Here is a 25610-nt window from a genome sequence, read left to right on the forward strand (position 1 = left end):
CATTCAGAGATTTATATTTTTTAGTATTTAAGATTTTTTGAATTTTGAATTTTGAATTTTGAATTTTGTCAATGATCTCAGTATATCTGTAATCTGTTCCTAGGCTTAAGTCTGCATCTTCTTAAACTGAGTTGCGTATATACTTCTTAAACATTGTTCTGGAAAGCTATTTTGAATAGATGTTCTCATTCACGAATTATGCATGAATGTTAAGGTAGAAATATTAATCAAATAAGAATTCTTCTTAATTTAGAAGGACATCTATTACTTAATTTATAGTTTATATAATTTAAATTAAATTGAGTGTTTTGTATGAGTATAGATTAAATCCGGATATAACACATGGCACCGAATGGAGATATGAGCAGTGGGGGGGCGCAGTATGACAGCTTCTCACTGGTAAACATGGTACCGCAATCGCCTAAAAATAATCAGGAAGTCTGGCGCAAGCTGGAGGAAGCCGTGCGTGCGATTGTAACCAAACAGCATAGGGATGCTTATGTTGTTACAGGGCCTGTGTTTGAGGGAAAACGACTCAAAACCATTGGGCAGGGCGTGATTGTGCCAACTGCCGTGTATAAGGCGGTCTATCTGCCCAAGCAGGGCATTAGTGGTGCCTACTATGCGCCCAATAATGATTCCCAGCAGGTCAAAGTGGTCAGTATCTGTTATCTGGAAGAGAAGCTAGGCATTAATTTATTCCCACAACTGACCGAGCAGCAGAAGCGCAACATCTATCAGTTACCGTTGAGCGCAGCTCAGGTGAAAGCCAGCCAAGACATTAAATATATGCGTTGGGATGCGGAAAGCCAATGTGCGGAAGAAGCCGATACCGCCAGCATTCAGGCTCAACAAAAGCAGTTTGCTTCAGGACAGTCCCAGACTGCTGAAAGTAAGTTGCCACAGATTGATGAGGAAACCAAGCAGGCGCTGATCAAGCAGTTGGTGGATATGCTGGTGCAGTATTTTTTACAATTGTTGAGATAATGTAGGGCCTATTGAAAATTATCAGGGTTTGGCTCACTGTGATGAAAAGAGAATAACAATGAGGGAACGAGATGTTTAAGCCTTTTGTGGATGGAAATGAGTCTTCGGCAATCTATGACCTGACGCTGGAAAATCAGGTCGATTGTGTCAGTCTATATGGAAACCTACAGATCACTAAAGATCAGGTTGGTTTACAGGCTGCCAGAAAGTTGCAGGCCTTTATGAATGAGGTGGTGACAGCCCTGGAGCAGGAAAATCTCCCTGAGAAAATTCAGCGCCCACCTGAACAGGAAATCGAAAATCCATTTCTATAAAAAATGCTTTAAGAAACCATCGTTTCCTTATCAATTTGATTAAGAACTATAAATGGTATTGTTCTTTCGCCACTGTTGTGGAGTTAAACCAGTCCAAATTTTAAATGCACGTTGAAAAGCACTTTGTTCCGAATAGCAAAGTAGCAAGGCAATTTCTTGTAGGCTCAAATGCGGATCTTTTAAATATTCCGTTGCGAGCATAAAACGTACTTGTTGCACACGTTCTTGAAAGGTGGTGTTTTGCTGTTGTAAGTGGCGTTGTAATTGTCTTACCGATAATCCTAATTTTTCTGCAATAAAATCGATTTGATATTGATTTTTTTGTAATCCAGTCAAAATTGCATGTTGTAGACGTTGATCGAGTTGAGTGGAATTGGGAAGCTTATCCAATAAAGCTTGAGCTTGTTGTAGCAACAATTGCTGTAAAGTGTGATCGCCTGTTCGAAGTGGCTTAAAGGCTTCGGTAACAGGTAGAAGTAGCTGAGTTTTAGGCTGATCAAAACGGACTTTACAACGGAAATACTGCTCATAAACCATAATGTTTTTCGGTGCGGTATTCACAAAATGCACTTCGTGTAGATTGAGATCTTCACCTGACAGAAATAACTTATGGAATTGCACCATCAGCGCAATTGCAATTTCATCTGTTAATTGGGTTGGGTTGGGTTCTGGAGCTTCCCAGCGGATTGATGCGTAGGGTGGGTTAAATTCAACGACGAGAGGGCTACCATCATAAATTAAGCGATGAAAATCATGATAACGCGCCAATGCTTCGCCCAAGTTTTCACATGACAGTGCGAGATAAGCAATAATTCCTAAATGTTTAGGTTGTACGTGCTCTGCAATTTCTAAGCCTAAACCTGTCTTGGGATTTAAACGATTAAGATCTTCAAGTAAGTCACGCCAAATGACGTAATCAAAACGTTCAAGATTTTGGACTTGTTGTAATTGCTCAGGAATTTCAATATTTTTTGTTTCGCAATAAGCCTTTAATAAATGCCCTAATCCGCCATAAACAGAGCCTGTATAGTTCTTGAGTTGGGACATCCTGTCTACTCCTTATTCTGTCGTGTTTTGTCAATATAAATATATCGTATCGTCAATACTTCGCCTACAAAAATTTATATCTTTAAAAAAATAAGGAAACATTTGGAGAAAACCATGTTGAAGGGTTTTGTTGCAGGTTTGGCAGTTGTAAATGCATATGAATGGTTTGCTCATAAATATCTATTGCATGGGGTACACCGTAAAGGCAAGCCACGTTTCAGTCCAACGCCAAAACAGATGGAATCGCATTGGGCACATCATCGTGAAGTCCGTAAACAAGACTTTTCTGATGATTGTTATGTGGAAGGTCTAGACAGTTGGCGTACACGTAATGAAATTATGTCATTGGCTGTGGTTGCAACCGTGTTGAGTGCGGCAGCCTATCCATTCTCCAAAGGGATGGCGCTGTCATTCTGGTATTGTGCAGGTAATTATTATTATGTGCATCGCCGTTCTCATTTAGAGCCAGAATGGGCAAAAAAACGTATTCCCTGGCATTATGATCATCACATGAACTCAAATCAAGATGCGAATTGGTGTGTGACCCGTCCATGGTTTGATTATGTCATGGGCACACGCGTGGTTTCATCTGCTGATTTAAAAGAAGCCAATCCACTCGGTTTACCTCTACCTGCGCCACTTTCCAAAGCGCTGACTCAAGCGATTGAATCGGTTTTCCCTGCGAAGTGGGTTGAGCAAAAACCAAAGTTAGTGACACCACCTGTAGCCGATGCGGAGCAACAAGAATCAGTTGCTTAGTGAAAAATGCGAAGTGTGACAATAAAGCACCAAAATTTTGACGAATCACGACAATACTTCAGTCGTCCATGTCGTGAATTGTCAATAAAATCTGTTTTTAATGTCAATATTTTTGTTCATTTTATAGCTATTTTGATTCAAGCATTTGAAATGCACAGAATTTTCAAAATGACAAAATTCACGTTTACCCTCTAGCGTTGTATAAACGCAGTTTCCATACCTTGCTTAGGCAAGGTATTTTTTTGCCTGAGGAAATGTTGAGTGAATAAAAAACCTCTCAAACGATGATTTTGAGAGGTTGGTTTTTTGAGTAATACTCGCGTTTAAAGACGCATTTCAATCCCTTGCTCAGCCAAATATTGCTTAGCTTCTGGAATGGTGTGTTGACCAAAATGGAAAATTGAAGCAGCCAGTACCGCATCTGCACCGCCTTTCAAAATTCCGTCAGCCAAATGTTGTAAATTGCCTACGCCACCTGATGCGATGGTCGGAATATTGACACGATCATTGATCTGACGCATCAAGGCAATGTCATAACCCGCTTTGGTTCCATCGGCATCCATACTGGTAATCAGCAATTCGCCCGCACCGAAGTCAGCCATTTTCACAGCCCATTCAATCGCATCAATTCCTGTTGGCTTACGACCACCGTGGGTAAAGATTTCCCACTTGTTTTCGCCAGTTTTTTTCGCATCAATTGCGACCACAATACATTGTGCGCCAAAACGCTGTGAGGCTTCCTGCACAAACTCAGGCGTAAATACTGCTGCCGAGTTGATACTGACTTTATCAGCACCCGCATTTAGTAATAAACGAATATCTTCAACTTTACGGACACCACCACCAACAGTTAAAGGTACAAACACGCTTTCAGCCATACGTTCTACCGTACGGTAAGTGGTATCGCGTCCATGATGGGTAGCGGTAATATCTAAAAAGGTAATTTCATCGGCGCCTTGTTCGTTATAACGACGTGCAACTTCGACAGGGTCACCTGCGTCACGAATATCAAGGAATTGAACGCCTTTCACTACACGACCGTTGTCCACGTCGAGGCAAGGAATAATACGTTTAGCTAGCATAATTTTTTCCAAAAATAACAGCCGATTATGAAACTTCGCGACTTAGATGCTACACCTTAATAGTCGGAGCGGGTATTCTATCAAACTTATGTAAGTTTTTTTGCAGGTTTTATATGTCGGTTTATACCACTTTGACTTTACAGGAAGTTCAGGCGTTTGCAGCACCTTATGGACTTGAGGTAATCGATCTGATCCCAATTCAAGGCGGTATTCAAAATACGAACTATTTTATTGTGTGTGAAAATGCTGTGCAGTATGTATTGACTGTATTTGAAGAAATGGATGAACAGGGCGCAGGCGAGTTAGTTCCTGTACTTGAGCATTTAGGTCAGGCTGGTTTAGCGGTTCCTGTACCTTTAAGTCACTCATGCAAAGCCATTCATAGTTTAAAAGAGAAGCCTGCGCAAATTGCCCCACGAATGATGGGCAAGCATCCCATGCCTGCGACCCTTGAACAAGCCGAGGCGATTGCAATTGCGCAAGCGCAAATGCATGTCGCACTGCAAGATTTTCCATTGGAGCGTGCAGAATACCGTGACCATGACTACTGGCTTGCTGTAGCCTTACAGATGAAACCAACTTTAAGTAAAGCGGATCAAGCACTACTCAATAAGTTGTTGGGGTTATATGATGCATTATCGGCGGTTTATCCGAATCGTCCAAAGGGCTTTATCCACTCGGATTTATTCCGTGATAACACTTTGTTTGAGGACAATCAGCTCAAAGGCATTTTAGACTTTTATGAACTGAATAAAGATGAGTTCTTGTTTGATATTGCGATTACCCTGAATGACTTCTGTACCGAATATCCAAGTGTGCATTTAAATGAAGACAAGGCCATCGCATTCTTAAACGCATATGAAAGCATTCGTCCTTTGACGACTGATGAAAAATCTTGTCTAGAGCTGTATCTCGCAATGGCTGCTGCGCGTTTTTGGATGATGCGTTTACAAGTGGCACAAAAAAATGCTGAACAAGGCCGTACGGGGGATGACATTTTGCAGAAAAATCCTGCCGAAATGCGTAATATGGTGATTGACCGCCTAAAATTTGTAACTGCTTAAATAGGAAAGAAAAATGCGTGACCAAGGACGACTCGTTGAATGGTTCGATGAAAAAGGCTATGGCTTTATTCAGCCCAACGATGACAGCAAAGATCGCGTGTTTTTACATATCAAGGACTTTGCACGGCAAGGTCCTCGCCCTATTTTAGGCTGTGCGTTGGAATACAATGTGATTGTGGATGCGCAAGGGCGTTATCGTGCACAGCAAGTTAGTTATTTAAAAGCATCACAAACCCAAAAGAGCCGTACCCAAAAAGTCTCCCCGAAAAAGACCGAACAGGGTCAACGCTGGAGTCCAATGCAAATTGCGTCGGTGGCATACATCGTGTTTTTGGTGCTATTGGTACTCTTGGGGCGCTTGAGTGGATTGGTGCTGCTGTTGATTAGTGTGATGAATGCGGCCAGTTATTGGTTCTATGCACAAGACAAAGAGGCTGCACAAAATGGGCAGCGCCGTGTACCTGAAAATACATTACATCTCCTTTCATTTTTAGGGGGATGGCCTGCAGCATGGTTAGCGCAGCAAAAGCTACGACATAAAACACAAAAACAACCGTTTAGAAAGATTTACTTTTGTACAATTCTATTCAATATTCTTTTAATTTTATGGCTTATTTCTCCTTTCAATAGTTTGCCTATTTAAAGTTCAAGCCCACTTCATGAGGGACAATATGAATTATTCAGTCGATCAAGATCCGAATCGTAGTCTGACTTTTATTCTTTATATTTTGTATATCGTTGCGATTTTTTCCGCAGGGATTTTAGCCATCATTGCTTTAGTGATTAATTATGTGAAGCGTGGCTCTGTGCGTGGTTCCATTTTTGAGAGCCATTTTACTTGGCAGATTCGCACCTTTTGGTGGTATTTGATTTGGAACGTGATTGCCTTTGTGCCATTTATTTTCTTATTCTTTACGGGTGAAAATGCCACCGCTTTCGCAGGTGTCGCACTCGGTGCTTCAACCTTCTGCGTGTCTGTGATTGGGTTGTCGTGGGTGTGGATTGTGTATCGTGCCATTAAAGGTATTATTCGTTTAAACGACAATCAACCCATGTATCAATAACAAGTGATGGGATTTAAAAAAGGGCAGTGTGCCCTTTTTTTTAGGTCTGTATCTTTTGGGATGAGATTTATGCACCGAGATGAACCAAGCTGATGCAGCAGTATGTCTATTTTTGCGCGGGCTTTTAAAAAGTACCTTACTAAATTGAATTTCAATCTTTACTTTTTTATATTAATAAATTTACTTTTTTAATATTTATAAATTACATTTTTATTTATGAATAATTACTTTTTTAATAATTATAATTTACATTTTTAATAAATTAAACTTACATTAATGTACAGTTATTTATATGAATACATGCGTAGAGAATATTATAAAAATAGTCCTTTTTTGACTAAGCGTAGAATCTTCCGCGACGACGTTTTAGCCCCAAAACATGGATGGCGCGAACCAAAACTGCATAAGAAACTGAATAGCCAAAGTGTTGTTCAAAAAGTGGAACCAAATCGCTAATATTTTGAAATTTTGTATTTTTAACAAATACTTGAAATTCATTCCAGTCTTTAATATGGCTAGGTGCTCCACGATTGTTCGCTGCTTTTGGAGACAAGCCGCCTGTTTCTTCTTCGAGCTTAATCCATGCGTCTAAGGTCACACGAGAGATGTTAAATTCCTTGCAAACTGCAACCTTATAATCCGTGAGTTTATAGCGTTGAATCGCTGCTTTTCGAGTTTCTAAATCGTACTTTGGCATTTAATTCAATATTTTTAAAATAGCGAAGCTGTTATTATATGGCATAGTTGTTGCAAAAACCAAAATCACTAGATTAAAAAATGAAAGATGGTGATTTCGGTGAAAAAGGCTTTGTTGCACAAAGCTGTTCGTAAGGTCTGATTCAGCAATATAATTCTGAGATGAATAAGCCTACACCTAAAATTTATCGTACAACCAATTGGTCTTCATATAACCGAGCACTCATTAATCGTGGAAATATTTCGATTTGGTTTGATCCTCAGACTCAATGGTATGCTCAATTACAAGGTAAACAAGGACGAAATCAAACCTACTCAGATAGAGCAATTCAATGCTGTTTGATGATCAAATCTCTATTTCGACTTTCTTTACGTATGGTTACAGGCTTTGTGCAAAGTCTTATTCAACTCTGTGGTTTAAGTTGGACGGCACCAGATTATTCCACACTCTGCAGAAGACAAAAGCAAATTGATATTGAGATAAGCTATCAGCAAAGTCATGGTGAACTACATCTACTTGTAGATTCAACTGGCCTGAAGTTTTTAGGTGAAGGTGAATGGAAACGCAAGAAACATCAACCTGAATACCGTCGGCAATGGCGTAAACTGCATATTGGTATAGATGCTAAAACGCTGCAAATACGGGCAGTTCAGCTCACGACGAATAATGTCAGTGATTCACAAGTACTTGGTAATTTACTTGATCAAATTCCACCAGATGAACAGATTGATTCAGTCTATACAGATGGGGCTTATGACACAAAACAATGCCGTCAGGTTATTGCAGATCGACAAGCGCATGCGGTGATTCCGCCAAGAAAAAATGCGAAGCCTTGTAAGGATACAAAAGTTCATTCGCTAGAGCGAAATGAATTACTTCGTACTGTTAAACATTTAGGCAGGACACTATGGAAAAAATGGTCAGGCTATCATCGACGCAGTTTGGTTGAAACCAAGATGCACTGCATCAAATTATTAGGCGATAAATTAATGGCAAGAAGCTTTCCTAGTCAAGTGAATGAAATTCATGCTCGTGTAGCGGTCTTAAATAAATTTACAGAAATAGGCCGACCTCATACCCAAGTTGTCACTTAAATTTGAGCGACTCAGGAAAGCTCTATCTTTAAAATCTTTATGCAACAAAGCCGGTGAAAAATGCAGATTTTTCTGTAAAGAAAATGTCACTATGGCAAGTGGTCATTATTGGTGTGGCCTATATGACCCCGATGGTAGTGTTTGATACCTTTGGGATTGTGTCTGGGATCACCGATGGGCGTGTGCCATTGGCTTATATTTTGGCGTTGGTTGCAATGTTACTGACCGCATTTAGTTATGCACGTTTTAGCCGAATCAGTGGTGACTCAGGTTCTGCCTATAACTACACGGCACAGTCGTGTGGAGCCAAAGCAGGCTTTTTTGTCGGTTGGTGTTCACTGCTAGATTATATTTTGTTGCCCTTGGTGAATGCCTTACTGGCAAGTATTTACTTAGAAGCTGTGATCCCGAGTGTACCTTATTGGGTCTGGGTAGTTCTATTCACGGGTTTGGTTACGCTGATTAACTGTTTCCGAATCAATATTTTGGCAAATTTAAGTCTGTTGTTTGTACTTTTACCCTTACTGCTGATGGTCTTATTTATCTATCTAGTCATTCAAGGCGTGGGTTCTGAACAAGGCTATGATCATGTACTGACTTTAGCCCCTCTGTTTAATGGAGACAGTTCTGTTTTGCCTTTGATTGCGGGTGCATCGATTTTATGTTTTTCATTTTTGGGTTTTGATGCGGTCACGACCATGTCCCATGAAACCAAAGATCCGCAAAAGAATATTCCACGTGCCGTGCTGCTTACCACGTTGCTCGGGGGCGGGATTTTTATTAGTGCCTCATGGTTTATCCAGCTGTATTTTCCAAGCAATGTGCGTTTTAACAACCCTGACGAAGCCTTACCTGAAATTGTTCTCTATGTGGGGGGAGCACTTTTCCAAGCCGTATTTTTATGTGCCCAAATCATGAATACCTTCGCTTCAGGTTTAGCCACTCATGCCAGCGCTTCACGTCTGATTCATATTATGGCGAAGGATGGCATTTTCCCCAAAGCAACCTTTGGGCAGCTCCATGCAAAATTAGGTACGCCACTTTATGCCGTCTTAAGTATTGGCCTAGTTTCGCTATCGGCCATTTTTCTAGATCTTGCGACGGTGGTCAGCATGATTAGCTTCGGTGCTTTGATTGCCTTTACGGCGGTGAATTTCTCGGTTTTTGTGAAGTTCTATCTGTTGGAAAAACAAACCCAAGGCATTAAAAACAAATGCCTCAATTTGATTCTTCCCTTGTTATCTGTATTGGTGATGCTTTGCCTCTGGGTCAATTTAGAACGAAATGCGCTAATTTTTGGTTGCGCTTGGCTGGCGATAGGCATTGGTCTATTTATTTATAAGAAATTGAAAAGACAAAACATTGTGATTGGAAATGCATATTAAAACCTGCATGAAAATGAGATAAATATTGAGTGTGAATGAAATGAATATGAATAAACCGACATTTTTAGACGACGTGGAATACAAAGCCAGTTCTGGGGCACAAAGTGGTAAAGAGTGGAATTGGTTGAACCCGCAGTGTGCTGCGTTTAGTCATCCAGCCAATTACTACGAAAGCTCGTTACAAGCATGGCATGAGTTTGAGCCTTTAAATGCAGATATCGAATGTGACGTGGTCGTTATAGGCGGTGGCTTACTGGGAGCATCGGCTGCACTGCATTTATCGGAGCAGGGTGTCGATACGGTCTTGGTTGAAAAAAACCGAGTGGGCAGTGCCGCCTCAGGGCGCAATGGTGGGCAACTCACACCGGGATTGGCACGTTGGGAAGCCGAAACCATGATTGAGCACTTCAGCTTTGAAGAGGCTAAAAAGTTATGGCACTTTACCTCAACGGAAGCCATGGCTTTGATTGATAGCATCACTGAAAAATATGACTTAGATGTGCAACGTAAACATGGACACTTGACGGCTGCGGTACACTCTGGACATTTAGATGCACTGCGTGAAGGTATGCAGGCGCGTCACTATTTAGATGAAAAAAATACCTCAATGTTGACCCAAGATGAATTACGTGAGCATGTGCAATCCGACAACTATTTTGGCGGTCAATTGGATCAGCTCGGGGGACATATTCATCCTTTAGCCTTGACGCGTGGTTTGGCTTATGGCTTTTGCCAAAACGGTGGCACGATTTATGAACAGACGGAAGTACAGTCAATTCAGGAGCGTACAGATGGTATTTATGTGACCACAGCCCAAGGCGTGATTAAAGCACGTAAAAGTGTGGTGATGGGCGTACATCATGCCTCATTTAAACTCTTAGAAGAACGCAATCAAACCACCATTCCTTTTTATACTTATGTGTGTACCACTGCGCCTTTAGCATTGGATTTGAAAGAACTTTTGCCGACGGATCTGCCTGTATACGACACCCAGTTTCAAATTGACTACTACCGTGGGGTCTCAAAAAACCGATTGTTATTTGGCGGTGAAGGCACGGGTTCGTGTTGGAGTCCTGAACAAACGCATGACTATTTGCTAGGACGTATTCAACACGTATTTCCTCAGTTAGAGCAAGTCCAGCTTGATTTTGTGTGGAGTGGCACGACCGATTTAACCGTTAATGGTGCCGCGGATAGTCGAAAATTTGGTAGCCAATACCCAATCTATGCTGTTCAGGGTTGGAGTGGACATGGTGTTGCGCAAACGGTGCGTATTGGTAAAGCCATTGCCGATGATTTCTGTGGTGAAAGTGATGACTTTAATATGTTGACCCGTATTCAACATCAGAACATTCCTTTTGGTCGTGCACTGGCGCCGTTGGTCATTCCAATAGCCAAAAGCATGTATGGACTCGGAGCAATGATTAATCCGGGCAAGATGGTGTCATTCTAACCACCTGACCATACTGCTGAATTGGTGGCCATTGATCACTCGATTCAGCAGTTTTTTCGTTTAGGAGATAGGCTAAAGTTGTTCGACGTTCTTTTTCGATTTCAGCAATTTTGGTTTCCATTCACTGATCATAATGCCAAACACCACCAAAAGTCCGCCCAACAAAGCCAGTGGTGCTAAGCGTTCTCCTGCAAGACGCCCAAACAGTGCCGCCCATACAGGCTCTCCTGCATAAATAATTGCCGCTTGAGATGGATTGACTGAGCGCTGTGCCCAATTCATTACATATTGAATCACGGCACTGGCAAGCCCCAAGCCGAGTGCGATACTCAGTAAAGGCCATGAAAAGTCTGGAATGTGGTGTTCACCTGCCAATGGCATGGCTGCAAAGGCGAGCACAGAGGCAACTGCCAGTTGAATCACCGTCACTCGACCAATATCGACTGTTGGAGCAAAATAACCAATCAGGATAATTTCCATCGCTATAGCGATTGCACCGAGTAGGGTTAAGGTCTGGCCAAAATTCAGTGAAATTGAATTCAGGCTATTGCCTGTAAGTAAGACTAAGCCCATAAAAGCACAGAGCGCACCAATCCAAATCATAAAATGGGGTACTTTACGAAAGATCAGCCACAATAATACAGGTACCAAAGGCACATACAGTGCAGTTAAAAAGGCAGATTCACTGCTACTGACTGTTTGTAGTCCGACCGTTTGTGTGCCATAACCAATAGTGACCATACAGCCAATGAGTGCACCTGCCCACAAGTCCTGTCGGGTGATGTGTTTTAAATGTTGATAGGAAAATAAGCCAATAATTGTCGCGGCGCAGGCGAAACGACAACCCACAAAGAACATGGGGGAGCTGAAATTTAAGGCATATTTCACGGCCAAGAAAGTACCGCCCCAAATAAAGGTAATTAGAATCAGCGCAATGACAGGCGCTTTAGAACCGAGCTGAGTATTCAACATAAAAGAACTAATGTGCAATATATTGCACATAGCTTGTCATGCTTTGTTTTTGTGTGCAATATATTGCTCAATGTTTTTTGATTTAACTTTATGAAGTCTCCTGCGGTACTACAACACGTCAGTCAAAATGTGCGTCATTATCGAAGTTTAAAAGGCTTGAGCCAGCAACAACTGGCGGATTTGGCTGGTTTAAGCCGTCGTATGGTGGCTGGGGTTGAATCAGGGCAGGACAATATTAGTTTGGCAAAACTCAGTTTGATTGCCGATGTGCTTGAGGTCGATTTTGTACAGATCATTGCTGCGCCTGAACAGCAAGGACAAGCGGTGGTCAATATTTTGGCTTGGCAGGGTACACAAGCACACAGTGAAGCAAAATTAATGGCTTCAGCAGCAGCAACACAAAAAGTTGAACTGTGGACATGGGTACTTGCCCCAAATGAGCACTATAGTGCAGAACCCGACCCATTCGGTTGGCGTGAGATGCTCTATGTGATGGAGGGGGAGTTAACTTTGGATTTGGCAGGTGACATGAAAGTCTTAGGTGTAGGAGAGTCGATTGTGTTTTCGAGTGCCATCGAATACCAATACATCAACCGTGGAACTGTACCGTTAAAATTTATTCGTAATGCAATTTATTAAGAAGCAGATCTTAAAAACTGATATTTAGCGCATAAAAAAGAGGTCAAAAGACCTCTTTTTTAAATTCAACAATTAGAGTGATTGTTCATCTAACAGCAATTGTGCTTCACGTAGGTTTAAACTGCCTTCGTAAATCGCACGACCGGTAATTGCACCCAAAATACCCGGTTGACCTTTGAGGTTACGTACGTCATCAAGGTTGGTCACACCACCTGATGCAATCACAGGTAGGCCAGAGTATTGTGCCAGTTGAACAGTTTGCTCAACATTGACCCCTTGCATCATCCCGTCACGCGCAATGTCGGTATAGACAATGCTCGATACGCCCGCATCGGCAAAACGTTTGGCCAAATCGGTTGCTTTCACATCGGTCACATTGGCCCAACCATCGGTGGCCACCATGCCATTCATGGCATCGATGCCGACAATGATATGACCTGCAAATTTCTTACAAGCTTCTTCAACAAACTCAGGGTCTTGAACTGCCTTGGTGCCAATAATGACAAAAGACACACCTGCTTCTAAGTAGTGTTCAATGGTTTCTAGTGAGCGAATACCACCGCCAATTTGAATTGGCAGTTCAGGTTGTGCGCGAGCAATGGCTTCAACCACAGGTTTATGAATTGGCGTACCAGCGAAAGCACCATTCAAATCGACCAAATGTAAGCGACGCGCGCCTTCATTTACCCAGTGCTGTGCAGTTGCAACAGGATCATCAGAAAAAACCGTATCGTCTTCCATACGACCTTGTTTTAAACGAACACATTTGCCATCTTTCAGGTCAATTGCAGGGATGATCAGCATGCTTTCGCTCCTAGCCAAATCTTAAATAAAATCAATGTCCGTCATCTTAGCAAAGTATTGGCAATTTTCTAAGCATCTGTTACAGCTTTTCATGACGACAAGGTTTTGTTGTTTTTTCTAATTCTTTAGAAATATCTTTTGGGAGTCGCTCTAAACGCCGCAATTCTTCAAAAACCAACAACGCGGCATAGGCATCTGCAGCAGCATAGTCAACTTGTTCAGGCGTGAGTATCTTCCTTGCCCAATTTGAAGTGCTGACTTTTTTGCTTTTCGGGAAGTTGAGCCGAAACAGCAGGGCGATGGCATTTTTAATGCCAACAGGGTTGGTCAAACCAAAGCTGGCAAAGCATTTTGACAGCTCAACCACGCCTTTGAGCTCCAAACCTTTTTTGCGGAACAGATGGGCATCATTTTTTAAACCAAAACCCACTTTGAGTTGGGCCGGATTCGCCAAAAATGGCGCAAGGAAGTTCCAAATGGGTGGATTCATTTGAAACAAATAAGCATGCTCGACGCTGGCCAGTTGAATTAAATGCGGGCCCGTGGAAACTTCTCCTACTTGAAAGGTCGGTTTGGACTCGCTGTCAAAACCGAAGATAGAAATCTGTTCCAGTTCAGCACGGATTGCTTCACACTGCTCTAAGTTTTGAATGACATGAATCGCTTGCATTGGCAAATTTTGAAAACGAGGCAAAATTCGAATTTGTTCTTTGTTGGGGATAGGGAGACTGGGTAGGGAATTATTCATGTTATATCTAAGGCATGCTTTTATCTCAGACTAGTGGTTTTTGATTTTAAAGGCAAAATAAAACCTGCGAGAAGCAGGTTTTAAGTTCAATCGATGAAGGTTGAAGTTTTTTTATTGTTGTTGCATTTCGATTTGTGATTGATTTGCACGCTGTATATAGCTTTGATAAGAAGGCAGAGCAATTGCCGCTAAAATACCAACGACAAAAAGTAGGATATAAATCCACGCCAAAACAGCTTCCCAACCTGCGGTTGGGCGTGGTGAGCCATAGCTGTTGCTGCGATCATCACCCGGTGCGAAAATCAGGTATAGCATTAGGATCACGTTGGCAAGAGGCACCAACATCAACAGTGATAACCAGCCCGTATGGTTGCGGTCATGTAGGCGACGAATGGTAAATACGAAGGTGAAATAGAAGATTGCAATATAAATCACAGCAAGAAAAATCATGCCGCCACTAAAGTTACCTGTTTCCATATTGATGAAAGTTGTTGGAAAAATCACGGCAAAAATACCAATGATAATCGCAGCTACAATGGCAAGTAGACAGTTCCATGCGAGATATGAAAAACGTCCGAAACGACCTGCGGCATTCAGCGCAGATTCTTGTACATATTGAGTCATAGTGACTTACCTTATCGTTGTAAATTAAGTTTTTTATAAATAAAAATGTCTAAAAAGCAGGCAAATCATAATCAAATTTGGTGACAATGAAAAGGCATCTCAGCCATCTTGAGTACACTAGTCTGCTGTAAAGCAAAGATTTTATACATTGAAAGGCACAGGAGCGGGGTCACACGCCTCATTTACTTAAGCTGTTTCTGATTTATTTTGAGTCTAGATGCATCAATTTTGGATAAACAAAAGCCCAACCGAAGTTGAGCTTTTCCAATCAAACAGAAGCTGGAATGAATTAAATTTTCCATTCCACAAAGTTTTTCAGCAGTTGCAAACCTGCGGTATGACTTTTTTCAGGGTGAAACTGTGTCGCAAACAAATTTTCTTGATGAATCGCGGTGCAGAACTCTAAACCGTAGTCACAGGTCGCCGCCACAATGCCAGAGTTGTTCGGTTCAACATAAAAGCTGTGCACGAAGTAAAAACGTGCATCTTGCTCAATGTCTTTCCACATTGGATGACTCGGATCAGCCTGATGAACTTGGTTCCAACCCATATGGGGTACTTTCAAGCCGTCTACATCAGGAAAGCGTTTTACGCTTCCTTCAAAAATACCGAGAGCATCGACTCCGCCATTTTCTTCAGAGCGTTGCATCAGCGCTTGCATACCCACACAAATCGCTAATACGGGCTTATTAAATGCCGCATGACGAACGACTTCATCAATCCCTGCTTCATGCATGCCTTGCATACAGTCACGCATAGCACCTACGCCAGGGAACACAATTTTATCAGCTTGAGCCACTAACTTGGGATCATTGGTCACATCGACCGTTGCACCAACATGCTCAAGCGCTTTTGCTGCTGAGTGTAGGTTACCCATACCATAGTCAAGAAGGGCAATACGGGTCATTACAAACTACCTTTGGTTGAAGCAATGGTGTTGGTTGCACGTGGGTCAATTTCACAGGCCATACGAAGTGCACGCGCAAATGCTTTGAACACACTTTCAATTTGGTGGTGGCTATTTTTCCCTTTCAGGTTATCAATGTGTACTGTCATGAGCGCATGGTTCACAAAGCCTTGGAAAAACTCAGAGAATAGATCCACATCAAAACGACCAATCATGGCACGGGTAAATGGAATATCCATAAACAAACCCGGACGGCCCGATAAGTCCACCACAGCACGGCTTAAAGATTCATCTAACGGTGCATAAAAATGACCGTAACGACGTAAACCTTTTTTGTCACCTAAAGCTTTAGCAAAAGCCTGTCCAAGCGTGATACCACAGTCTTCAACCGTGTGGTGATCATCAATTTCCAAGTCGCCATCACATTCAATATCAATATCAAATAAGCCATGTCGCTTGATTTGATCAATCATATGATCTAAAAAGGGAATACCTGTGTTGAGCGTGCCTTGACCCGTACCATCGAGGTTTACACGAACTCGAATTTTGGTTTCGTTGGTATTTCTTACCACTTCACTGATACGTTCTGTCATAGACACGTTCCTCAAAGACGTCAAATAATTGATGTAAAATGTTTCGCCGTAACGAAGTCACCGCATATTAGATTGCTCAGGAGGGTTTATCAATGCCTATTACCGTACACGCTTATACTTCACTGGAAAAAGAAGAGTTGCGCAGCCAGCTAGAGCGACTGTACGACACTAGTCCTGAATTTGGCGATGGGCATGATGCCGTAGAACAACTTGAGCAAAATCTAGCTCAGTATACCTTACTTTACACCGCAGACTTTAATACTAAAGTCATTGGTGCCATTTGGTGTAGTGGGCAGGGTGAAAATAAAACCTTAGAATACATCGTGGTGCATCCTGCAAACCGTGGGCGAGGGGTTGCAGAGCGACTGGTTGAAGAAGTTTGCCGTATGGAAGAAGAAAAAGGTGTGAAAGTGTTTGAGCCGGGTTGTGGTGCGATTCACCGTTGCTTAGAGCACATTGGTAAAATTTAAGCTTTTTTAAAGCAGCCTTCGGGCTGCTTTTTTTCATGAACAGCGATGGTGATGCGCTCTAAGTACAAAGAATGACTCAAAAAATGTACGAAGGGTGATAGGTTTGCTGTAAAAGTAAACACTCAAATGATTTTTTTGAAAACGCACTTGACGCTGCTTCGCTTAAACTGTTTAATACGCGACATCGGCGTGATAGCTCAGTAGGTAGAGCAACGGATTGAAAATCCGTGTGTCCCCAGTTCGATCCTGGGTCTCGCCACCATATTAAAAATCTTATTTAAAGATTTCAATCCCTGATCCCATCAGGGATTTTTTTTGCCTGAAATTTATCCGATCAAATAAAAAAGTGATGATTTTTATTGACTATTCATCCGAGATACGGCTTAATACACGGCATCGGCGTGATAGCTCAGTAGGTAGAGCAACGGATTGAAAATCCGTGTGTCCCCAGTTCGATCCTGGGTCTCGCCACCATATTCAAAAAAGCCTCAAACAATGTTTGGGGCTTTTTTTTGTGCCATGAAAAGTAGGATTGTATAAGGTGTTGGACAACATCATGCTTTAGTTAATGGAAAATGTGCTAATTTTGAGTCAAAAATAAGACTGAGAATGGCTTATGAAAGACCGCTTTTCGTCAGGAAGTCAGCTTTATCAACTCGCACGTCCGAATTATCCAGCGAGTTTGATTCAAGAAATACTCAAGCATGTGGCGACTCCTCAATTTGCATGGGACTGTGGCGCAGGGTCGGGACAATTGACTCAATTGTTGGCGCCGCATTTTGATGCCGTGGTGGCGACAGATATCAGTGCTCATCAGTTACAACATGCACCTTATTTTGAAAATGTCAGTTATCAAGTTCAGTCTGCAGAGCACACCAGTTTTGCTGAGCAGAGTTTTGATTTAATCACGGTGGCTCAAGCCATTCATTGGTTTGACTTTGATGGCTTTTATGCAGAAGTGCGGCGGACTTTACGACCTGAAGGCATTTTGGCGGTCATTGGCTATGGTTTAATTCAGCTGCAGCAACCTGAGTTGCAGGGCTGTATTGAGCGACTTTATTTTAAGACTTTGAAAGGCTATTGGGATGCAGAACGACGTTATATCGACGAGGCCTATCAAACCATTCCTTTTCCCTTTGAGAAAATAGCGACGTCTGAATTGTCGATGTCATTTCAATGGTCTGCTGCTCAATTGTTGGATTATTTAAACACATGGTCTGCACTGAAACATTATCGGGCGAAAAATTCAGATGACCCCTTATATGAGATCAAAGCATTCTTTGCGTTGGACGATTATGGGAACCAAGTCTTTGAGCTTAAATTTCCAATTTTTTTAAGATTGGGTCGTCTACCTGTATCGGCGCATTGAGTGTTTGAGCTTAATCGGCAATCAGACGTTTACCAAAGCATACGACTTCGATTTCCTCGTAACCCAGTTGCTCATAGAAGCTTTGCACGTCGATATTTTCTTTACGTACAAGCAACTGTAGTTTGGGGCAGCCCAAAGCAATCAGGCGCTTTTCTAGCTGCTGTATGAGTGCGGTTGCGACCCCATTACGTTGGAAGTGTGGATGTACCGCCAAATAATTAATCCAGCCGCGATGGCCATCATAACCACCCATCAATGTGGCGATGAGTTGTTCATCTTTAACGGCCAGTAAAAATAAACCATCTTTTTGCGCAGTTTTTCTAAAAATATCAATTTCAGGGTTGTTCCAAGGGCGAGTGAGGTCGCATACCTCCCAAAGTGCAATGACGTCTTCTAAATCTGTTTCGAGATAGGGGCGAATAATGAACATGAGCTTGGCATTTTTATTTTTTGGATGCCTTTAGATTAATTGAGTTTTTTTATTTTGATAAGTGTTTTCTTACACTTTTCATCAGACATAAAAAAACGCCCAAGAGGGCGCTTTTTTTTAAACTTTAAATTAAGCAGATTTCGCTTCTGCTTGAACAGGAAGCATGTGACCTGTTTCTTCAAAGTTAGAATGCCAAGACAACGCTTCACGTAGAAGGTGAGGCGTATGACCACCTTTTGCACATGAGCGATCGAAGTAGTCATTTAATGCATCACGATACAGTGGGTGTGCACAGTTGTCGATAATCGCACGAGCACGTTCACGCGGTGCTAAACCACGCAGGTCAGCCAAACCTTGTTCTGTTACCAGGATGTCAACATCATGTTCTGCGTGATCGATGTGCGATGCAAACGGTACGATTGAAGAGATGTCGCCACCTTTCGCAATTGATTTGGTTACGAAGATCGCCAAGTGTGCATTACGTGCGAAGTCACCTGAACCACCAATACCGTTCATCATTTTCGTACCGCAAACGTGAGTTGAGTTTACGTTACCGTAAATATCAAATTCAAGCGCAGTATTGATGCCGATAATACCTAAACGACGAACCAATTCAGGGTGGTTCGAAATTTCTTGCGGACGTAAAACCAATTTATCTTTGTACGCTTCAAGGTTATTAAATACTTTTTCGCCGTATTTAGCTGAAAGGGTAATTGAGGAACCTGAAGCAAACTTCATTTTACCTGCATCAATCAATTCAAACGTACAATCTTGAAGTACTTCTGAATACATCACGAGGTCTTCGAAGTTTGAATCTTTAAGGCCTGTAAGTACAGCATTGGCAATTGAGCCAATCCCTGCTTGTAATGGGCCTAAGTTTTTAGGTAGACGCTCTTCAGCCACTTCTTTTTCAAAGAATGCGATTAAGTGGTCTGCAATGCCTTGAGTTTCATCATCTGGTGCAGTTACTGTTGATGGAGAGTCGTGCAAGTCATTGTTGATGACGATACCTACGATTTTTGCAGGATCGATATTGATCGCGTGCGTACCAATACGCTCATCCACTTGAGTCAATGGAATCGGTTGACGTGTTGGACGGTAAGTTGGGATGTAAATATCGTGTAAGCCTTCAAATGCAGGGCTTAAGTTGGTGTTGATTTCAACAATCACTTTTTCTGCGAAAATTGCGAAGCTTGCAGAGTTACCTACCGACGTTGTTGGAATGATGCCGCCATCTTCAGTAATTGCAACCGCTTCAATGATCGCTACATCTGGCTTTTTCAACTGAAGGTTACGCATTTGCTCAACAGTTTCAGACAAGTGTTGGTCAATGAACATCACTTCGCCATTGTTGATGGCTTTACGTAAAGTGTTGTCCACTTGGAACGGTAAACGACGTGCCAATACACCCGCTTCAGTCAATTGCTTGTCTAGGTCATTACCTAAAGAAGCACCAGTAATTAATGTGATTTTTAAAGGATTTGTGTGTGCACGTTTAACCAATGCCAAAGGTACAGCTTTCGCTTCGCCAGCACGAGTGAAGCCACTCATACCTACAGTCATGCCATCTTCAATAAAAGCAGACGCTTCTTCCGCACTGATGACTTTATCGTGAAGTGAAGCTAAACGGATACGATCTAAAGACATGGTTTACTCTCGTTAATATTCTGGATCTGGCACCGATTGTACCGATCAAGAACGACATTGTGCATACCTGTTAGGCTAAGGTCTAATTTTTTGAAAAAATGTGGGTATAAGGGATTCTGATGATTTGTAAGTAGTTGAAATATATTTGGTAAAATTAAATTGTTGAATAGTTGAACAAAATCGTTTGATCAACTATTGTACAAAGTTTAAAAATGCTCAACCAAGGTTTGCTTTAATTTTTCGAGTGGATTGTTGCTGGAAATTTCAACATCTTGATTGTGATGAAGAGGTAGCGAAATAATTGCTTCAAGTCCGCCTTGTTCCCGATTATGAATGCTGAGCTGACCTTGGTGAATATCGACAATGCGCTTCACAATGGCGAGACCTAAACCACTGCCTTGGACTGTTCTGGCTTCATTCCCACGTACAAAAGGTTGCATAAGTTCTTCAATTTGATCGTCAGGAATGCCTTCACCATGGTCTGCTACGCTAATTAAAATATGTTCATTTTGCACTGTTGCGGAAAGTTCAATCGGCTCAGCACCGTAGCGTTTTGAATTATTAATCAAGTTACCAATCAGGCGTTTAAGAGATAGACTGCGTGCTTGTATAATCGGTAATTCAGCAGGCTCAAAACGAATATCCAACGGTTTGAATTGCACCACCAATTCTTGTAACAGCATATTTAAATCGGTGTCTTGGATTTCCTCATCCGAGCCGTCACGCATATAGGAAATGAACTGATTTAAGATCGCGTCCATATCTTCAACGTCATAAATCAGTCCTTCTTTTAAAAAATCATCATCGGGCATCATTTCCGCACTGAGTCGAATACGGGTCAGAGGGGTGCGTAAGTCATGTGAAATCCCTGCCAACATAATCCGACGGTCACGTTCAGTCTGATCTAGGGTGTAGATCATGTGATTAAACGCTTGGTTGACCTCGCGAATTTCTTGGGGGCCGTGATTGGTCTCTAAATACGGTGCTGTGCCTGTTTTACTATAACTGTTGGCTGCATTTTGCAGACGACGCAGCGGGCGATTGAGCTGACGAACCAAGGTTAAAATAATGGCTGCTGCAATCAAGGGGACGCCGAGTAACCAGCCGAAAATTAGCTCAGGGCTGTAGTTGGCATAGGTTTTCAGTGGTTCCCGGACCCAGTTGCCATTCATTTCAGGGGTTTGAATCCAAATGCGCGGGCTAGGTTTAAACTGGAAATATACTGTGGCATGCTCGACTTTTAATTCTTTGGCCAGCTTAGCTTCAATTTGGTTGGTAAAGAATTCGGCGATGACTTTATCTTTGACATTGGGATATTCTTTGGGATCGGTGACGTATTCAATGCCAACACGGCTTCTTAACCAGTCATCGACATCGACTTCAGTATTTTGATGATAAATCCGTAAATCGGGGTTGTTGAGAATTTCTATTTCAACAGCAAGGTAACGAGCATGTTGTTGGATTTCTGGAAGATATAGAGTTCGCCAAAAGAACCACAAGGACATAAATAAACTGAAAAATACAATGAAGAGTACCAGTACGGTGGTACGCATGGCAGCAGAACGCGGCTTGATTTTATCTAAAAAGCGTTCCCAACGCGTGCGTTTCCGTTCTGAATACGCTTCGTAATCTGTAAATTTTTGAGGGTCGATGGGTTCGAGTTTCACGTGATTTCCTGTTTCTATGTAAGTGACATAGTTCAATGGTGACAGGTATGCGATACGCGAAAAGTCATCTGCAATTGTTCGAGGCAGGAGGTCTGGGTGTTATAAAGTTTCTGCGAGCATGATGTTGAAATGCAGAAATATGCCGAGTTTTGCAGATGACAATGGTTTTGCTTACTTTTGTCGAAACAAAAGTAAGGCGAACCGCAGGTTAATCGATAAAGTTGAGCTTAATTTTAGGACTCCGTCGTGCTGATTATTGCTACTCAGTTTAAAAAGACCGAAGCCGTAATTTTAGTTTTGAATTATTCCGCGCCATCTGGAACGAACACATAACCCACACCCCAAACCGTTTGGATATAACGTGCGCGAGCAGGGTTTTCTTCTACAAGACGACGAAGGCGCGATACTTGAACATCAATCGAACGTTCCATTGCTCCCCATTCACGGCCACGCGCAAGGTTCATCAATTTGTCGCGAGTCAAAGGTTCACGCGGATGTTGTACCAAGGCTTTGAGGACTGCAAACTCACCTGTAGTTAGGGTTACGACTTGACCTTCACGCGTTAAGGTACGTGTTGATAAATCAAGTGACCATGGCCCAAAGCTGACCACTTCCATTTGTTGGCTTGGTGCGCCTGGAACTTCACGGACTTGGCGGCGCAGTACGGCGCGAATACGTGCTAACAACTCATTTGGATTAAATGGTTTCGGTAAGTAGTCATCTGCACCCGCTTCTAGACCTGCAATACGATCTGAGTCACTGCCACGTGCGGTAAGCATAATAATAGGCGTATCAATATTTGATTGGCGTAGACGACGGCAGATACTTAAGCCATCTTCAACAGGGAGCATGAAGTCGAGCACAATCAGTGAAAACAGTTCGCGCTGTAATAGACGATCCATTTGGGTTGCGTCATGCGCTGTTTTTACCACAAAGCCTTTATCTTCTAAAAAGCGTTGGAGTAGCGTACGTAAACGCACATCGTCATCTACCACTAAAATGCGTTCAACGCGATCTGCGTCACTATGTACAGCATCTGTTTTTTCAGCAGGTACAACTAAACTCATTGAAGTGCTCCTTTATTCTTTATTGTCATCGTAAACAAAAGTCGGGATAGTCTTGAGTATACGACTCATTTGTATGTCTTTACTATGCTCTAAAGCAACAAATATTGCAGGTAAAATCAAGACATAGATACCAAATGTATACATCTTAGCCCATAGAAAAAAATGGCAAAGAATACCTAAAAATAAGATTTAACACTGAAAATGAGATGGATTTATGAAATTTGCCTGAAATATGTCACATTTAAGCCATTAAATTAATAAAAACAGTTGTGGATTTTATAGTCTTGGTCTTTATAATCATGGCTTTTAGTACATATCCTTGTGGGATCACATACGATGACTGACTTAGTTCAGCAGTTGGCAAAAGAAATTGCCGTACGTCCAAATCAAATCGAGGCTGCCATCAAGTTGATTGATGAAGGTGCTAGCGTTCCATTTATTGCGCGTTACCGTAAAGAAGTCACGCAAGGCTTAGATGATGCGCAGTTACGTCAGCTCGATACACGTTTGGCTTATTTACGTGACTTATTTGAACGTCGCGACAAGGTAATCGAATCATTAAAAGAACAAGACAAATTGTCTGATGATTTATTGGCGCGTGTAAATGCTGCTGAAACTAAAAATGCCTTAGAAGAAATTTACGCACCGTACCGTCCAAAACGGACCAGTAAATCATTTAAAGCCAAAGAAGCAGGCTTAGGCCCGATTGCAGAAAAAATCTTTGCAGAAGCGGTTGATCCAGCTGAAGCATTGGCAGACTTTAGCCATGAAGATTATCCAGATCTAGAAAGTCAGTTGGATGCGATTCAACATATTCTAATTGATGACTGGGCGCAGAACATTGCACTGACCACTGAACTTAAGGCAATGTTTGCAAAAACAGCCACTTTAAAAAGTTTAGTGGCAAGTGATGAGAAAAAAGAAGTTGGCAAAAAATTCCGCGATTACTTCGACTTTTCTGAAAATTTAAATAAAGTCCCGTCACACCGCTTATTGGCTATGTTACGTGGTCGTCAAGAAAATGTTTTAGGTTTAAAAGTGGATGGCGAAGATGATGCACCATTGGCGCGTATTGAAACTGAATACAGCCTTGAAACTGCACAGCCGCAAGCACGTCAAGACTATTTAAAACAAACGGCTAAATTGTTCTGGTTAGGCAAGGTTCGTCCAAGTATCGAACATTCGTTGCTCACCGAAAAACGTCTTGCAGCCGAATCTGAAGCAATGGATGTTTTTGCTGAAAACTTACGTCATTTGTTGTTGTCTGCACCTGCGGGCGCACGTACAACCTTAGGGGTAGACCCTGGCATCCGTACAGGGGTGAAATTGGCTGTGGTGAATGCATCAGGTGATGTACTTGCACATAGTACGATTTATCCATTTGCACCCAAAGACGATAAGGTCGGTTCAATTGCAGAACTTGCCCGTTTATGCCGTGAGTTTAATGTTGACCTGATTGCCATTGGCAATGGTACAGCAAGCCGTGAAACAGAAAGCGTTGTGGCTGAAATGATGGCTGCGAATAGCGATCTTAAATTGACCCGTGTTTCTGTATCAGAAGCGGGTGCATCGGTTTATTCAGCATCTGAATTGGCTTCTGCGGAGTTACCAGAGTTAGATGTGTCGATTCGTGGTGCAGTGTCGATTGCACGTCGTTTACAAGACCCATTGGCTGAACTGGTGAAAATCGATCCAAAATCGATTGGTGTAGGTCAGTACCAACATGATGTGAACCAAACGGGTTTAGCGAAAACCCTTGAAGCAGTCGTTGAAGACTGTGTGAACTCGGTAGGTGTGGATGTTAATACTGCATCATCTGCTATCTTGGGTTATATCGCAGGTTTGAATAAGTCGATTGCGCAGCAAATTGTCGATTTTCGTAAAGAAAATGGCCGTTTTGACAACCGCCAAGATTTGAAAAAAGTGCCACGTTTAGGCGAGCGTACTTTTGAACAAGCGGCAGGTTTCTTACGTATTCAAGATGGTTCAGAGCCACTGGATGCTTCTGCTGTTCACCCAGAGTCTTATGCGCTGGTCGGTAAAATTGTTGAAGCGAAAGCGACGACGGTGAAAGATATCATTGGTAACTCTGAAATCATTCGCCAAGTGAATGCTGAAGAATTTGCAGATGAGAAATTTGGTTTACCAACCATTCAAGATGTACTGTCTGAACTGGAAAAACCAGGTCGTGATCCGCGTCCAGAGTTCCGTACAGCAAAATTTCGTGAAGACATTACGGAAGTTGCGCAACTGACTGAAGGCATGCAGCTTGAAGGTGTCGTGACCAATGTAACGAACTTCGGTGCTTTTGTGGATGTGGGTGTACACCAAGATGGTTTAGTTCATATTTCAGAGTTGGCCAATGAATTCGTTGCAGATCCGCATAAAGTGGTGAAGCCGGGGCAAATTGTGCAAGTACGTGTACTCACTGTAGATGCTGAGCGTAATCGTGTGAATTTGTCGATGCGCCCTGAAGGTGCTGAAGCGTCTAAAGCTCCACGTCAACCACGTCGTGAAAATACAGAGCGTAGTGAACGTAAACCACAAGGTAAACGTCCACAACAAGCACGTCCTCAAGGTGAGCGTGCTCAAACAAACAAAAAGCCGCAAACGGCTAAACCTCAAGAAAATAAAATTGGTGGTTTAGGTGCATTGTTACTTCAAGCAGGCATTAAAGGTTCGAAATAATCTTTAAGATTTGAATAAAAAACCTCCCGATTGGGAGGT

At 42.2% G+C, this 25610-nt stretch carries 25 protein-coding genes, 2 tRNA genes and 1 pseudogene; 15 read left to right on the plus strand and 13 right to left on the minus strand.

The window, feature by feature from the left end; all coding sequences use genetic code 11:
• Positions 1–339: 339 nt before the first annotated feature.
• Together ACY3FQ_RS00975 and ACY3FQ_RS00980 are read left to right on the plus strand one after the other, a co-directional pair.
• Positions 340–987, plus strand: a pseudogene (locus ACY3FQ_RS00975) (DNA/RNA non-specific endonuclease); the annotation flags it as partial.
• Between the two features lie 71 nt (positions 988–1058).
• Complete coding sequence (locus tag ACY3FQ_RS00980; RefSeq protein ID WP_005156717.1) at positions 1059–1301, plus strand: hypothetical protein; 243 nt, start codon at positions 1059–1061, stop codon at positions 1299–1301.
• Between the two features lie 39 nt (positions 1302–1340).
• On the opposite strand, the gene ACY3FQ_RS00985 is transcribed toward ACY3FQ_RS00980, so the two are convergent.
• Positions 1341–2348 carry an AraC family transcriptional regulator gene (locus ACY3FQ_RS00985; protein WP_026443915.1) on the minus strand — a complete coding sequence of 336 codons (1008 nt, stop codon included), beginning with the start codon at positions 2346–2348 and terminating at the stop codon, positions 1341–1343.
• Positions 2349–2462: 114 nt separating this feature from the next.
• On the opposite strand from ACY3FQ_RS00985, the gene ACY3FQ_RS00990 reads away from it, so the two are divergent.
• Positions 2463–3107, plus strand: coding sequence for a sterol desaturase family protein (locus ACY3FQ_RS00990; protein ID WP_004797727.1), 645 nt, complete (start codon positions 2463–2465; stop codon positions 3105–3107).
• Positions 3108–3430: 323 nt separating this feature from the next.
• Here the strand turns inward: ACY3FQ_RS00990 and hisF are convergent, their stop codons facing one another.
• Positions 3431–4189 (minus strand): imidazole glycerol phosphate synthase subunit HisF, encoded by a 759-nt coding sequence (hisF, locus tag ACY3FQ_RS00995; RefSeq protein WP_004659983.1) that lies wholly within the window; start codon positions 4187–4189, stop codon positions 3431–3433.
• Positions 4190–4302: 113 nt separating this feature from the next.
• Between hisF and ACY3FQ_RS01000 the strand changes: the two genes are divergently transcribed.
• From ACY3FQ_RS01000 to ACY3FQ_RS01010, 3 genes are read left to right on the plus strand one after another with little or no spacing between them, the layout of a single operon-like run.
• Entirely contained in the window at positions 4303–5253 is a 951-nt protein-coding gene (locus ACY3FQ_RS01000; RefSeq protein WP_489773522.1) for a homoserine kinase, read from the plus strand.
• 13 nt (positions 5254–5266) lie between these two features.
• Positions 5267–5896 (plus strand): DUF1294 domain-containing protein, encoded by a 630-nt coding sequence (locus tag ACY3FQ_RS01005; protein WP_151836183.1) that lies wholly within the window; start codon positions 5267–5269, stop codon positions 5894–5896.
• A gap of 28 nt (positions 5897–5924) precedes the next feature.
• Complete coding sequence (locus ACY3FQ_RS01010) at positions 5925–6317, plus strand: DUF4870 family protein (protein WP_004691561.1); 393 nt, start codon at positions 5925–5927, stop codon at positions 6315–6317.
• Between the two features lie 337 nt (positions 6318–6654).
• Here ACY3FQ_RS01010 and ACY3FQ_RS01015 read toward each other — a convergent pair whose 3' ends face one another.
• Complete coding sequence (locus tag ACY3FQ_RS01015) at positions 6655–7014, minus strand: COG3415 family protein (protein WP_151836182.1); 360 nt, start codon at positions 7012–7014, stop codon at positions 6655–6657.
• A 161-nt stretch (positions 7015–7175) separates the two neighbouring features.
• Between ACY3FQ_RS01015 and ACY3FQ_RS01020 the strand changes: the two genes are divergently transcribed.
• The 3 genes from ACY3FQ_RS01020 (at position 7176) to ACY3FQ_RS01030 (ending at position 10946) form a co-directional block, all read left to right on the plus strand.
• Positions 7176–8108 carry an IS5 family transposase gene (locus tag ACY3FQ_RS01020; RefSeq protein WP_151836181.1) on the plus strand — a complete coding sequence of 311 codons (933 nt, stop codon included), beginning with the start codon at positions 7176–7178 and terminating at the stop codon, positions 8106–8108.
• 83 nt (positions 8109–8191) lie between these two features.
• On the plus strand, positions 8192–9493 hold the full coding sequence (locus ACY3FQ_RS01025; protein ID WP_151836180.1) for an APC family permease: 1302 nt from the start codon (positions 8192–8194) through the stop codon (positions 9491–9493).
• A gap of 40 nt (positions 9494–9533) precedes the next feature.
• On the plus strand, positions 9534–10946 hold the full coding sequence (locus ACY3FQ_RS01030) for an NAD(P)/FAD-dependent oxidoreductase (RefSeq protein ID WP_151836179.1): 1413 nt from the start codon (positions 9534–9536) through the stop codon (positions 10944–10946).
• A 72-nt stretch (positions 10947–11018) separates the two neighbouring features.
• On the opposite strand, the gene ACY3FQ_RS01035 is transcribed toward ACY3FQ_RS01030, so the two are convergent.
• Positions 11019–11918, minus strand: coding sequence for a DMT family transporter (locus ACY3FQ_RS01035; protein ID WP_004978139.1), 900 nt, complete (start codon positions 11916–11918; stop codon positions 11019–11021).
• 90 nt (positions 11919–12008) lie between these two features.
• On the opposite strand from ACY3FQ_RS01035, the gene ACY3FQ_RS01040 reads away from it, so the two are divergent.
• Positions 12009–12557, plus strand: coding sequence for a helix-turn-helix domain-containing protein (locus ACY3FQ_RS01040; RefSeq protein WP_151836178.1), 549 nt, complete (start codon positions 12009–12011; stop codon positions 12555–12557).
• A gap of 72 nt (positions 12558–12629) precedes the next feature.
• Here ACY3FQ_RS01040 and hisA read toward each other — a convergent pair whose 3' ends face one another.
• The 5 genes from hisA to hisB all read right to left on the minus strand — a co-directional run bounded on the left by hisA (position 12630) and on the right by hisB (position 16233).
• Positions 12630–13361, minus strand: a complete 732-nt coding sequence (gene hisA / locus ACY3FQ_RS01045; protein WP_004691558.1) for a 1-(5-phosphoribosyl)-5-[(5-phosphoribosylamino)methylideneamino]imidazole-4-carboxamide isomerase — start codon at positions 13359–13361, stop codon at positions 12630–12632.
• Between the two features lie 79 nt (positions 13362–13440).
• The gene (locus tag ACY3FQ_RS01050; RefSeq protein ID WP_151836177.1) at positions 13441–14109 is read right to left on the minus strand and encodes a 3'-5' exonuclease; all 669 of its coding nucleotides are present in this window, start codon (positions 14107–14109) and stop codon (positions 13441–13443) included.
• A gap of 111 nt (positions 14110–14220) precedes the next feature.
• The gene (locus ACY3FQ_RS01055; RefSeq protein WP_151836176.1) at positions 14221–14733 is read right to left on the minus strand and encodes a DUF805 domain-containing protein; all 513 of its coding nucleotides are present in this window, start codon (positions 14731–14733) and stop codon (positions 14221–14223) included.
• 289 nt (positions 14734–15022) lie between these two features.
• Positions 15023–15640: an imidazole glycerol phosphate synthase subunit HisH gene (hisH, locus tag ACY3FQ_RS01060; RefSeq protein ID WP_151836175.1), complete on the minus strand. Its 618-nt coding sequence runs from the start codon at positions 15638–15640 to the stop codon at positions 15023–15025.
• Positions 15640–16233 (minus strand): imidazoleglycerol-phosphate dehydratase HisB, encoded by a 594-nt coding sequence (gene hisB / locus ACY3FQ_RS01065; RefSeq protein ID WP_004691554.1) that lies wholly within the window; start codon positions 16231–16233, stop codon positions 15640–15642. The genes hisH and hisB overlap by 1 nt, the downstream gene beginning before the upstream one ends.
• A gap of 92 nt (positions 16234–16325) precedes the next feature.
• On the opposite strand from hisB, the gene ACY3FQ_RS01070 reads away from it, so the two are divergent.
• From ACY3FQ_RS01070 to ACY3FQ_RS01085, 4 genes are all read left to right on the plus strand, one after another.
• Complete coding sequence (locus tag ACY3FQ_RS01070; RefSeq protein ID WP_151836174.1) at positions 16326–16703, plus strand: GNAT family N-acetyltransferase; 378 nt, start codon at positions 16326–16328, stop codon at positions 16701–16703.
• Between the two features lie 186 nt (positions 16704–16889).
• Positions 16890–16965 (plus strand) — tRNA-Phe (locus tag ACY3FQ_RS01075).
• Positions 16966–17101: 136 nt separating this feature from the next.
• A tRNA-Phe gene (locus ACY3FQ_RS01080) sits at positions 17102–17177 on the plus strand.
• A 142-nt stretch (positions 17178–17319) separates the two neighbouring features.
• Positions 17320–18072 (plus strand): class I SAM-dependent methyltransferase, encoded by a 753-nt coding sequence (locus ACY3FQ_RS01085; protein ID WP_151836173.1) that lies wholly within the window; start codon positions 17320–17322, stop codon positions 18070–18072.
• Positions 18073–18082: 10 nt separating this feature from the next.
• Here the strand turns inward: ACY3FQ_RS01085 and ACY3FQ_RS01090 are convergent, their stop codons facing one another.
• The 4 genes from ACY3FQ_RS01090 to ompR form a co-directional block, all read right to left on the minus strand.
• Positions 18083–18502, minus strand: coding sequence for a GNAT family acetyltransferase (locus ACY3FQ_RS01090; protein WP_004691549.1), 420 nt, complete (start codon positions 18500–18502; stop codon positions 18083–18085).
• Between the two features lie 129 nt (positions 18503–18631).
• The gene (gene scpC / locus ACY3FQ_RS01095; protein ID WP_004978127.1) at positions 18632–20149 is read right to left on the minus strand and encodes a succinyl-CoA:acetate CoA-transferase ScpC; all 1518 of its coding nucleotides are present in this window, start codon (positions 20147–20149) and stop codon (positions 18632–18634) included.
• 206 nt (positions 20150–20355) lie between these two features.
• Positions 20356–21816: an ATP-binding protein gene (locus ACY3FQ_RS01100; protein ID WP_224216384.1), complete on the minus strand. Its 1461-nt coding sequence runs from the start codon at positions 21814–21816 to the stop codon at positions 20356–20358.
• 302 nt (positions 21817–22118) lie between these two features.
• Complete coding sequence (ompR, locus tag ACY3FQ_RS01105; protein WP_004691545.1) at positions 22119–22883, minus strand: osmolarity response regulator transcription factor OmpR; 765 nt, start codon at positions 22881–22883, stop codon at positions 22119–22121.
• Positions 22884–23219: 336 nt separating this feature from the next.
• Here ompR and ACY3FQ_RS01110 point away from each other — a divergent pair, with 336 nt between their 5' ends.
• Positions 23220–25571, plus strand: a complete 2352-nt coding sequence (locus ACY3FQ_RS01110) for a Tex family protein (RefSeq protein ID WP_176538376.1) — start codon at positions 23220–23222, stop codon at positions 25569–25571.
• Positions 25572–25610: the final 39 nt, after the last annotated feature.

This window comes from Acinetobacter sp. AB03 (genome assembly GCF_058107045.1).